11 protein-coding genes are annotated in these 10,938 nt (G+C 62.6%); 2 read left to right on the top strand and 9 right to left on the bottom strand.

Features of this window, described 5'->3' with window-relative positions; translation table 11 throughout:
- Nucleotides 1–118: 118 nt before the first annotated feature.
- Nucleotides 119–922, bottom strand: coding sequence for a helix-turn-helix domain-containing protein (locus NKG95_RS19600; protein ID WP_353042025.1), 804 nt, complete (start codon nucleotides 920–922; stop codon nucleotides 119–121).
- 115 nt (nucleotides 923–1,037) lie between these two features.
- Here NKG95_RS19600 and NKG95_RS19605 point away from each other — a divergent pair, with 115 nt between their 5' ends.
- A complete protein-coding gene (locus tag NKG95_RS19605) occupies nucleotides 1,038–1,898 on the top strand; it encodes an SMP-30/gluconolactonase/LRE family protein (protein ID WP_353042027.1) in 861 nt (286 codons plus the stop codon).
- A gap of 13 nt (nucleotides 1,899–1,911) precedes the next feature.
- On the opposite strand, the gene NKG95_RS19610 is transcribed toward NKG95_RS19605, so the two are convergent.
- From NKG95_RS19610 to NKG95_RS19625, 4 genes are all read right to left on the bottom strand, one after another.
- Complete coding sequence (locus tag NKG95_RS19610) at nucleotides 1,912–3,624, bottom strand: SulP family inorganic anion transporter (RefSeq protein WP_353042029.1); 1,713 nt, start codon at nucleotides 3,622–3,624, stop codon at nucleotides 1,912–1,914.
- Nucleotides 3,625–3,805: 181 nt separating this feature from the next.
- The gene (locus tag NKG95_RS19615; RefSeq protein WP_023718875.1) at nucleotides 3,806–4,075 is read right to left on the bottom strand and encodes a helix-turn-helix domain-containing protein; all 270 of its coding nucleotides are present in this window, start codon (nucleotides 4,073–4,075) and stop codon (nucleotides 3,806–3,808) included.
- A 318-nt stretch (nucleotides 4,076–4,393) separates the two neighbouring features.
- Nucleotides 4,394–5,095 carry a phosphatase PAP2 family protein gene (locus NKG95_RS19620; protein ID WP_023718877.1) on the bottom strand — a complete coding sequence of 234 codons (702 nt, stop codon included), beginning with the start codon at nucleotides 5,093–5,095 and terminating at the stop codon, nucleotides 4,394–4,396.
- 14 nt (nucleotides 5,096–5,109) lie between these two features.
- Nucleotides 5,110–5,448 (bottom strand): hypothetical protein, encoded by a 339-nt coding sequence (locus NKG95_RS19625; RefSeq protein ID WP_352918696.1) that lies wholly within the window; start codon nucleotides 5,446–5,448, stop codon nucleotides 5,110–5,112.
- Between the two features lie 201 nt (nucleotides 5,449–5,649).
- Between NKG95_RS19625 and NKG95_RS19630 the strand changes: the two genes are divergently transcribed.
- Entirely contained in the window at nucleotides 5,650–7,641 is a 1,992-nt protein-coding gene (locus tag NKG95_RS19630) for a PhoX family protein (protein WP_353042031.1), read from the top strand.
- Between the two features lie 103 nt (nucleotides 7,642–7,744).
- Here the strand turns inward: NKG95_RS19630 and NKG95_RS19635 are convergent, their stop codons facing one another.
- The 4 genes from NKG95_RS19635 to NKG95_RS19650 all read right to left on the bottom strand — a co-directional run bounded on the left by NKG95_RS19635 (nucleotide 7,745) and on the right by NKG95_RS19650 (nucleotide 10,753).
- Nucleotides 7,745–8,425, bottom strand: a complete 681-nt coding sequence (locus NKG95_RS19635; RefSeq protein ID WP_353042033.1) for a GNAT family N-acetyltransferase — start codon at nucleotides 8,423–8,425, stop codon at nucleotides 7,745–7,747.
- The gene (locus NKG95_RS19640; protein ID WP_353042035.1) at nucleotides 8,422–8,913 is read right to left on the bottom strand and encodes a MarR family winged helix-turn-helix transcriptional regulator; all 492 of its coding nucleotides are present in this window, start codon (nucleotides 8,911–8,913) and stop codon (nucleotides 8,422–8,424) included. The genes NKG95_RS19635 and NKG95_RS19640 overlap by 4 nt, the downstream gene beginning before the upstream one ends.
- A gap of 137 nt (nucleotides 8,914–9,050) precedes the next feature.
- On the bottom strand, nucleotides 9,051–9,812 hold the full coding sequence (locus NKG95_RS19645) for an ABC transporter permease (protein WP_292656992.1): 762 nt from the start codon (nucleotides 9,810–9,812) through the stop codon (nucleotides 9,051–9,053).
- Nucleotides 9,813–9,826: 14 nt separating this feature from the next.
- Nucleotides 9,827–10,753: an ABC transporter ATP-binding protein gene (locus NKG95_RS19650; RefSeq protein ID WP_023718883.1), complete on the bottom strand. Its 927-nt coding sequence runs from the start codon at nucleotides 10,751–10,753 to the stop codon at nucleotides 9,827–9,829.
- Nucleotides 10,754–10,938 lie beyond the last annotated feature (185 nt).

The following is a 10,938-nucleotide window of genomic DNA, read 5'->3' on the forward strand; positions in this document are numbered from 1 at the left end:
TTGTGGTTTGAGCATGGGGCCCTCCGAGAACCGGTTTTGCGGCCGATACTCTGGGGTAAGAAGCTCAGTCAGACTGGCTGCCGCCAACAGCCCGGACTCGGTCGTTCTGCATCTTGACCTAGGCCGGCAGACGTCGTCCGTTTGCGGCGGCCGCAACTCGATTGTCCGTCCGCGCGCCTGCGTCGCGCGGATGTGGCCCGATCGGCATGATCACCGGGAACGGCGTTGCGCCGAACGCAAACGTCCATTTGTAGCCGACCAGCCCGTCTTCGGGCGTCGTGTGCTGGTCGTGATGAGCAAGCAATTTGGCGCGCTCCGCCAATTCCTCCGCCTCGCGCCTGACCATTTCCGCCGTTTCCGGCCGCATCCGCCTGGAGAAGCTGACGAATGTCGCCTCGCGCTCAAGATGGGTGATGGCCCAGCCGATGAAATTCTTGTTGGTCATCTCGAACAGCGGCCGCAATGGCCCGTCGAAATTCCACTGGATCGGCGCCTCGACCAGCAGCCTTGCCGACAGGCCGCCACCAAGCGCGACCAGGCCGAGTTCCTCGAGGTCGCGCAGATAGAGGAACATCGAAGCCTCGCTCAACCCTTGTGAGCGCATGATGCCTTCTGGCGTGAATTTCTCGGAAAGCATGACGAATACGAACAGCAGTGCCGGCCGCCCGGCGAGCCTGCGCTCGATCTCCGGCGCGATCCGGTTGGCAGGTCCCGGTCCCCTGTTCATCGAGCCGAGCACGTTCTCCAACTCCACGCCGGCGGCAGCGCAGATCTCCGTCAGCCGGTCGAGCTTGCAGTTGCGCTCATGGAAGATGCGCTTCACCGTCGGCTCGGAAACGCCCATCCGCTCGGCAAGGACACGGTAGGTCACGCCCTTGGCTTTAAGCGTCCGCTTCAGCGCTTCGAAGATCGGGCCGTTCATGGGATGCACCTCTTTTACGCGATTTGGTATCAGCCTTCGGTACTAGTCCCGATACATCTTCCCGAAAAGTATCGAAAGGCCTAGCTCTCCCCCATTCCATTACAGGAGACTAGCCATGAAGAGCCTCTTCACCTCGATACTTCTCGCCCTGGTCGGCATCGCCGCCGCGCCGGCAGTTCAGGCGGCCGAACTCTGGCGCGCTACCGGGCTTGAGCAACCGGAATCGGCGCTGTTCGATGCCGCCGGCAAACGCATCATCATCTCCAATATCGTTGGCAATCCCGGCGACGCCGACGGCAATGGATACCTGTCGGTCCTGTCTGTGGACGGGAAGATGGTTACGCAACATTGGACCGACGGCATGGACGCGCCCAAGGGCATGGCGATTGCCGACGGCAAACTCTACGTCGCCGACCTCACCCATGTGCGCGTCGTCGATCTCGCAAGCGGCAAGCTAACATCGACGATCGACGTGCCGAACGCGGTCTTCCTCAACGACGTGACCGCCGACGCGTCCGGCAAGATCTACGTCACAGATATGCTTGCCGATACGATCTATCGCATCGACGGCGACCGGCCCGAACTGTTCGTCAGGGATGCGGCGCTTGCTTCGCCGAATGGCATCTTCGCCGATGGCGGCCGGCTGATCGTCGCTTCCTGGGGCAAGGGCATCAAGCCCGATTTCAGCACCGCGGAGCCGGGCGGCCTGCTCTCGGTCGATCTCGCCACCAAGGCAATTGCGTCACTGCCCGGCGCAGAAAAGTTCGCTAACCTCGATGGCGTCGTCGCCATCGGCGGCAGCGTTTACGCCACCGCGTATATGACCGGCACGCTCTACAGCTACAAAGCCGGCGGCACGCCGCAAGCGGTTGCGACGTTCAAGCCGGGCAGCGCCGACATCGGCACCGACGGCAAGTCGACAATCTTCGTGCCGCTGATGAACGACGGCGAGATCGCGGCATTAGGCCTCGACTAAGCCAGCCATCGGCTCAGGCGGCGGGCGCGGCTTTCTTCAGCTGCGCCCGCGCATCCGTGATCGAGGCGGCATAAGTCACCAGCGGCCGCTTGACGCCGTGGTTGATCAGCATGCGGCGTATCTGCGGTGAAGCGCCTAATATAATGAAGCGAACGCCGGCGCGGCTCGCCTTGTGGGCCGCGCCCTCGATGACATTGGCCGCCGTCGAATCGAAGAACGGCACCGCCGAACAATCGAGGATGAAGTTCCTGCGCTGGTCGGCGATGCGGTCCAGCACCGTGCCGACGGTCGAGGCGGCGCCGAAGAAGAAGGCGCCCGATATCCGGTAGACGACAGTATCGGCATCGCTCGCCTCGCTGGAATCATAAGCGCTGGCGCGGTCGGCAACGTCTTCCTGCACCAAGGATTGATGGTCCGCCTCCACCGCGATGCTCTTGGCCATGCGGTCGATGAACAGGATTGAGCCCAGCGCAAAACCGACGACGATGCCTTCAGTCAGGTCGCGGAAGATGACGATCAGGAACGTCGCCATCAGTACCAGCGCATCGCCGCGCGAGGCGCGCAGCAAGGTGGCGAAGGCCTGTTTCTCGAACATGTTCCAGCACACCACCGCCAGCACGCCGGCAAGTGCTGCAAGCGGGATATAGCTGGCCAGCGGTGCCGCCACCAGCATCAGGGCAAGCAGGATGGCCGAGTGCATCATGCCTGAGACCGGTCCATGCGCGCCGGCCCGTACATTGGTCGCGGTGCGGGCAATGGTGCCGGTGGTGCAGATACCGCCGAACAAGGCGGAGGCGATATTGGCGAAGCCCTGCGCCACCAACTCGCAATTGGAGCGATGCCGCCTTCCGGTCATGCCGTCAGCGACGACGGCCGACAGCAGCGATTCGATCGCCCCGAGCAGCGCAAAGGCGATGGCGTCCGGCAGCACGTCGATTATCCTGTCGAGGCTGAGCGGCGGGAAGGCCGGCCATTGCAGGCTGCGCGGGATGCCGCCGAAGCGCGTGCCGATCGTTTCGGCCGGCATGGCGAGCAATGCCACGACGAGTGATGCCAGCCCGATGGCAATCAGCATGGCCGGCCACTTCGGCCGAAACCGCTTCAACAGCGCAATGGTGATGATGGTCAGTGCCGCCACCGCGGTTGCGGCGAGGTTGATCGTTCCGGCCGCCTCGCCGATGGCCATCAGCTTGGGCACCAGCGGCCCCGGTTCCTTGCCGGCGAGCTTCAGCCCGAAGAGTTCGACGATCTGGCCGGAGATGATGATGACGGCGATGCCGGCGGTGAAGCCGACGGTCACCGGATAGGGGATGAACTTGATGTAGGTGCCAAGCCTGAGATAGCCGATGGCAAGCAGGAACAGGCCGGCCATCATCGTCGCCAGCAGCAAGCCGTCGACGCCAACTCGCGCCACCGTCGCAGCCACCAGCACAATGAAGGCGCCGGCCGGGCCGCCGATCTGGAAACGGCTGCCGCCAAGCGCCGAGACCAGGAAGCCGCCAATGATCGAGGTGTAGAGCCCGCGCTCCGGCGTCACGCCTGAAGCAATGGCAATTGCCATCGACAGCGGCAGCGCCACGATGGCGACAGTCAGCCCGGCGATGGCATCCGCCTTGAAGTGCGCGAGCGTATAGCCCTCGCGCAGCACCGTCACCAGCTTCGGCGTGAACAGTTCGGAAAATGTCGGCCGTGCCGGTTGATGCACTGCCCGCCGGGTCTGATCCATCGAGTGCCTTCCCCATGAAACCAAGGAGGCGGCGGGATCGTCGGCAGGACTGTCGGCGGTCGCCGTCGCGACTTGGAGCGGCGTGCGTCCAAATCGACGCACAGGTACGCTCCAACACTTTTGAACCGCGCATTGGACTATCCGAAAATCGATTTCGATTTTCGGCGATGCGGCAGTACCGTCAGCCTTGCGGGTTCTGCGGCGTGACAGGCTTGAGGCGAACGCCCCTGCCGCCACGCTCGCTCGCCTGGTTGTCGCCGATCAGCTCGACCCCGGCCTCTTCAAGGGCCTGGATGACCTTCATCAGCGTATCGACCACGCCCCGGACCACGCCGTCGCTCGCTTCCATGCGCTGAATGGTTGGAAGCGAAACCCCGGCGCGCTCGGCGAGCGTCTTCTGATCGATGCCGGCCAGCGCCCTCGCGGCACGCATCTGCGCGGCAGTGATCATCGGCCAAAACCCCCGTCTGAGTCTGCGATATCACGTGTAATACCTTCATTATGATGGTTCAAGCATCATCTTGCATATGTGAAACATGCAGCACTCTTTGCCAGCCGATGCGCTAGCATGCTACAATTTCGGCATCGTTTGGCGGGACATCCATTGCGATCCCGATTTCACAGGCAACGACTCAAAAAGGATGAGCAGGTGAAGATATTCAATGCGTTGGCGACCTCGACAGCCTTGCTGTCGATGGTTTTCCTGCTGGCAGGCTGCGGCCATGGCCTGATCAACAGGCTGATTTGACCGCAAATCGACTGACATGAGTCAGGTGCCGCCGGCCCGCCCGAGCCATCGCTGCAGGAACCGGGCCGCAAGCCAGCACAGCATCGCCCAGGCAAAGCCGGCGCACCAGCCGGCCAATACGTCGGAGGGCCAGTGGACGCCGAGATAGATGCGGCTGATGCCGACCACCACCGTCGTCAGCACCGCCAGCCCGAGCACATAGATCTTCGTTGTCCGCCCGGGCAAAAACCGCGCCGCCATGCTGCCCAGCGTCAAATATGTCACCGCCGACAGCATGGCGTGGCCGCTCGGAAACGAAAGTGATGCCACGTCGGCGAGATGCGAGACCAGATCGGGGCGCGGCCGATCTATATCGAACTTGAGCACGCTTGACAGGACCTGGCCGCCCGCTACCGCGATGAACATGAGAAGCGCCGCGCCTGGCCTGCGGATGAGGAGCAGATAGACGATCATTGCTGCCGTGATCAGCACCAACACGCTGGCGCTGCCGAGGCTGGTGATGTCGCGCATCGCTCCTTCCAGCCACGCCGGTCCGATCGGATTGTCGGGTTGGCCGGCCTTGCGGAAGGCAAGCAGGATTTCGGTATCGAAGGCATGCGGCGTGGTGGCCCGCGCCATCTCCATTAGCTCCTCGAACCCCCACAGCCCGCCGGCAATGATCAGCCCGGCCAGCAGAACCGGGAACTCCAGCCAGTTGCGCAGTCTGCTTGCGGTCTTCTTCATCGGCCCGATCGCAGTTACAGCCTTTGCAGATAGGGTCCGAGCGTGATCAGCGCCACAGCTGCGATGGCAAGCACAATGCCGGTCGCCTGCAAGGCATTGACGCGCTCGCCGAAGAAGACCAGCGCCACCACATTCACCGACACCAGCTGGATCACCGCTGACAGGCTGAACGACACCGACATGCCGAATTCTCGGATCAGCCTCAGCATGATCAGATTGCCGAGCGAATAGAGCGCTAACGTCAGCACGATCTTGCCGAGGCTCGGCGCCAGTCCCCATTGCTTCGCCGCCGTCGCCGCCAGCAGGAAGATCACTGTCGAAATGCAGAGCTGCCCAAGTCCCCAGAAACTCACTTTTTGCTCCTCCCGATGCGGTCCTTACGCGCCTGCCGCAGCTCTTGTTTCCGAAGCGCCGGTCGCGGTCAAGCGGGCCGATGTTGGATACGAAATCGCAGCTGGCAATTAGCCGGCATGTCATCAAACTGTGACCTGCCGGCGATACCGGATTGGCCAGGCAAAACGCTCCAGCAATCCATCCAGCCAGAGGCAGGCCCTATGACCGAACATCGCACCCCTGACGCCCATTTCCGCACCAGCCTGCTCGAGGAAAACGATGGGCCAGGAGCCAATCCCAGCGACAACCGCACCATGGGTGAGATCATCGCCGCGCGGTTCTCGCGCCGCGGCTTCCTCAAGGGCTCGCTTGCCGTCTCGGCCATAGCCGCTACCGTCAGCCCGCTGGCGCTGATCACCGCCGACAACGCCCGCGCCGCCGAAGGCTCCGCCTTCGCTTTCGACGAGCTCGAGGCCGGCATCGACGACAAGCATCACGTTGCACCCGGTTATGACGCCGACGTGCTGCTGCGCTGGGGCGATCCGCTGTTCGCCGATTCGCCGGAATTCGATCCGACAAAACAGTCGGCGGAAGCCCAGGCCAGACAATTCGGCTACAACAATGACTATGTCGGTTATATCCCGATCGACGGCTCGGCCGAGCACGGCCTGCTGGTGGTCAACCACGAATACACCAATCCGCACCTGATGTTTCCGGGCCTCGTCACCATCGTCGATGGCAAAGCCAAGCAGGCGCCTCTCAGCAAGGAACAAGTCGACGTCGAGATGGCCGCGCATGGCGGCACCATTGTCGAGATCCGCAAGGAAGCCGGCAAATGGCAGGTCGTTCGCGACGGCAAGCTCAACCGCCGCATCACCTCCAACACCGAGATCGCGCTGTCCGGCCCCGTCGCCGGCCACGACCGCGTCAAGACCAGCGCCGACCCGACCGGCACGAAAGTCGTCGGCACCGTCAACAATTGTGCCGGCGGCGTCACGCCGTGGGGCACCTATGTCATGGCCGAGGAGAACATCCACGGCTATTTCTCGGGCGAGCTGCCGCAAGGCCACAAGGAAGCGGCCAATTACAAGCGGCTCGGCATTCCCGAAGGTGCTTATGAATGGGCAGCGCATTACGACCGTTTCGACATCGGCAAAGAGCCGAACGAGCCGAACCGCTTTGGCTGGATCGTCGAGGTCGACGTCCAGGATCCGACTTCGGTGCCGAAGAAGCGCACCGCAATGGGCCGCTTCAAGCATGAGGGCGCCGAATCGATCGTCGCCAAGGATGGCCGTGTCGTCTTCTACCTCGGCGACGACGAGCGCTTCGACTATGTCTATAAGTTCGTCACCACAGGCAAGTTCAATCCGGACGACCGCGCCGCCAATATGGATTTGCTCGACGACGGCACCTTGCATGTCGCCAAGTTCGCCGAGGACGGTTCGGTCGAATGGCTGCCGATCGTCTTCGGCCAAGGACCGCTGACGGCGGAGAACGGCTTTGCCAGCCAGGCCGACGTGCTGATCGAGACGCGCCGCGCCGCCGACCTGCTCGGCGCCACCAAGATGGACCGCCCTGAAGACATCCAGCCCAATGCCGCCAACGGCAAGGTCTATGTCATGCTGACCAACAATTCGAAGCGCAAGGCCGATCAGGTCGACGCCGCCAACCCGCGTGCCGAAAATGCCTTTGGCCACATCATCGAGATCGTCGAGGACGGCGGCGATTTTGCCGCCACCAAGGGCAAGTGGGAGGTGCTCTTGAAATGCGGTGATCCCTCGGTTGCGGCAGTCGGCGCCACCTTCTCGACTGCAACCACGGCCAATGGCTGGTTCGGCATGCCGGACAATTGCGCGGTTGATTCGGCCGGCCGCCTCTGGGTCGCCACCGACGGTCAGGGCCCGAAGGCCACTGGCCGCACCGACGGTCTGTGGGCGGTCGATACGGAAGGGCCGGCGCGGGCGACCTCAAAACTGTTCTTCCGCGTGCCGATCGGCGCCGAAATGTGTGGTCCCCTGTTTGCGCCGGACGACCAGACCGCTTTCGTTGCCGTCCAGCATCCAGGCGACGGTGGCGAGGACTGGGAGGCTTTCGGCCGTCCGTCCTACTATGAGGATTTGTCGACCCGCTGGCCCGACTTCAAGCCGGACATGCCGGTGCGGCCGGCGGTCGTTGCGATCACCAGGCAAGGTGGTGGCAAGATCGCGGTCTGACACGCAGCAAGGTCTTGCAGTCTCAAGGAAGGATTTCGGCGATACGAAATCCTTCCTTTCCCGATGCGGGATGCATCCATGCTACGCATTATGCGCCGACTAATCATTCGGTGCGCTGAACCACGGCCACATTCATTGTGCTTCGCAACCTGAAGCCAATGGACTCGTAAAGTCTAATGGCCGTGGCGTTGCTGGCATAGGCGTGGAGATAGGGAATTTCGTCGCGCGCCACTATCCGGTTTGCCACGAACAGGGACAACAGCTTGCCCAGGCCACCGCCGCGAAATTCCGGATGTGAGCACACCCCGCTGAGTTCGGTATAGCCAGGTTGCTTCATGCGCTCGCCGGCCATCGCCGCAAGTCTGCCCTCGATTTTCACACCCCAAAAATCGCCCAGGCTCAAGGCTTCGAGCGTGAATGGGCCAGGCTTGGTGACCAACGCCAGGGCGAGCATCTCAGCGGCGTCGTCTCGCGTCAGACGTTGCACGCGTTTGTCAGACACGGTTTGCAACGGCTGCTCGGCAATCATCTGAACCCCGGCCGCGGTCGAAGTCGCGGAAAGCCCCGCGGGTAGAGCAATGGCGTCCGCCTGAAGCAGGATGACACTCTCGCGTGGGGGAACAAGCTTTCCGAGCGCCTGCAGGCTATCCGCGTCATCCGCGCCGGTGGCGGCGAAAGGGACGATCGACGGCCGGTATCGCATGGCGAGGTTGTCACCCTCCGCGAAGGCCCGATGTCGCGTCTGAAGCGCGCGCCAGATAGGGCGGTCAAGCAGGTGTCTCATTGCGCAGCACCCTCCGGCTTTTTCACTCGACGGTCGAGAGGAGCCGCGGCAAGGCCGTCCTCGACGGCGGCCAACTGATCGAGAAGCGGCCCCGAAAGATCCGCGCACAGATCCGCAACGGCGTTCTCGATGCGCGGCCAGACCTCGCGCTTTGCGACATCGACCAGCCGCCGGCCGTCCCTGGTGAGGGAGACGATCCTGCGCCGCTGGTCATCAATCGACGGACTGACCTCGAGCAATCCCAACTCGGCGAGAAGCGAGACGCTTCGCGTTATACCTGGCTGCGCGATGCCAAGGGATTGCGCCAGTTCCCCGACAGGCAGCGGGCCCAGCCTGTCGAGCGCGGCCAGCAGTGGGTACTGGCTCGCCTGAACCGGAACATCCAGCCGGTCGAGCAGGCTTTGCGCCTCCGCTTGCAGTTGTTCGCCTATACGCTTCATCCTGCTGCCCAGGCACAGGAAGCCAAGCGATCGTATGACGTCTTCCACAGGCCAATCCGTCTCACTAGAAACAATAACATGATATATAACAAGACATGAAGGTCAAGGGGCTATCGTCGCAAGGCTGCACTCAGCGCTGTTTCCGTTGATTGATCAGGCTGCTTTGCCTGGCAAGGGCCAGTCGATCAGTTGCGCAGCCGGTAGCCGGTCCTGAAGATCCAGGCGACGATCGCTATGCAGACAAGCAGGAAGACCACCGTCATGCCGAGGCTGACGCCGACCGAAACGTCGGATTTGCCGTAGAAGCTCCAGCGGAAGCCGCTAACCAGGTAGACCACCGGGTTGAACAGCGTCACCGTGCGCCAGATGCCGGGCAGCATGTTGATCGAATAGAAGCTGCCGCCGAGAAAGGTCAGCGGTGTGATGATCAGCAGCGGCACCAGCTGCAGCTGCTCGAAGCTTTTTGCCCAGATGCCGATGATGAAGCCGAACAGGCTGAAGGTCACGGCCGTCAGCACCAGGAAGGCGAGCATCCAGAACGGATGCTCGATCGTCAGCGGCACGAACAGCGAGGCCGTCGCCAGGATGATCAGGCCAAGCACGATCGACTTTGTCGCCGCACCCCCGACATAGGCGATGACGATCTCCAGATAGGACACCGGCGCCGACAGCAATTCGTAGATCGAGCCGACGAATTTCGGGAAGTATATGGCGAAAGAGGCGTTGGAGATCGACTGCGTCAGCAGCGACAGCATGATCAGCCCCGGCACGATGAAGGCGCCGTAGCTGATGCCGTCGATCTCGGTGATGCGCGAGCCGATGGCCGAGCCGAAGACGACGAAATAGAGCGACGTCGAAATGACCGGCGAAACGATGCTCTGCAGCACAGTGCGAAGGGCGCGCGCCATCTCCACCCGATAGATCGCCCATACCGCATGAAGGTTCATGGCCACGCGCGGGTTCATGCCTGTTTCCTCACCAGATTGACGAAGATCTCCTCGAGCGAGCTGTTTTCCGTATCGATGTCGCGGAACTGGATGCCGGCCGCCTCGAGCTCGCGGATCAGCGAGGCGACGCCCGGCCGTTCGCTCTGGTTGTCATAGGTATAGGTCAGCTGCCCGCCATCGGGCGAAAGCTCCAGCGCGTAGTGCGAAAAAGCATCGGGAACGGTGGCCAACGGGCTGCGCAGTTCCAGCACAAGCCGTTTGCGGCCAAGCTTGCGCATCAGCTCGGCCTTGTCCTCGACCAGCACGATCTCGCCGCGGTTGATGACGCCGACGCGATCGGCCATCGCCTCGGCTTCTTCGATGTAGTGCGTGGTCAGGATGATGGTGACGCCGTCTTCGCGCAGCCGGCGCACCATCGCCCACATGTCCTGGCGCAGCTCGACATCGACGCCGGCGGTCGGTTCGTCGAGGAACAGGATTCGCGGCTCGTGCGACAACGCCTTGGCGATCATCAGCCGGCGTTTCATGCCGCCGGACAGCGTGATCGCCTTGGCGTCCTTCTTGTCCCAGAGCGACAGGTCGCGCAGCACTTTTTCGACGAACGCCTTGTCCGCCGGCTTGCCGAACAGGCCGCGGCTGTAATTGACCGTCGCCCACACGCTCTCGAAGGCATCGATGGTCAGTTCCTGCGGCACCAGCCCGATCAGGCCGCGCGCAGCGCGGTAGTCGCGGTTGATGTCATGGCCGTCGACCGTGACGGTGCCCGACGAGCGGTTGACGATGCCGCAGACGATCGAGATCAGCGTCGTCTTGCCGGCGCCGTTCGGCCCCAGCAGCGCAAATATCTCGCCGCGCACGATATCGAGATTGATCTCCTTCAACGCCTTGAAGCCGGTGGCGTAGGTCTTCGTGACCCCGGAAATCGAGATGATCGGCTGCATGGCTGAAAACGGCTGCTTGAAACAGAGTTGTTGATTTAATCCGCTGAATGTCGGTGCGCAAATCCGGATGTCAATGGCGCTCCTGACAGTTCTGGACATCGAGGTTCGCCGGAATAGGCAACACCCGCCTGGTCGTCCAGCAAAATTCCACGCAAAAGCAGATTAACCGGCACTGCGGCGTTCCG

This window comes from Mesorhizobium sp. M1423 (genome assembly GCF_040317575.1).
Lineage (GTDB): Bacteria > Pseudomonadota > Alphaproteobacteria > Rhizobiales > Rhizobiaceae > Mesorhizobium.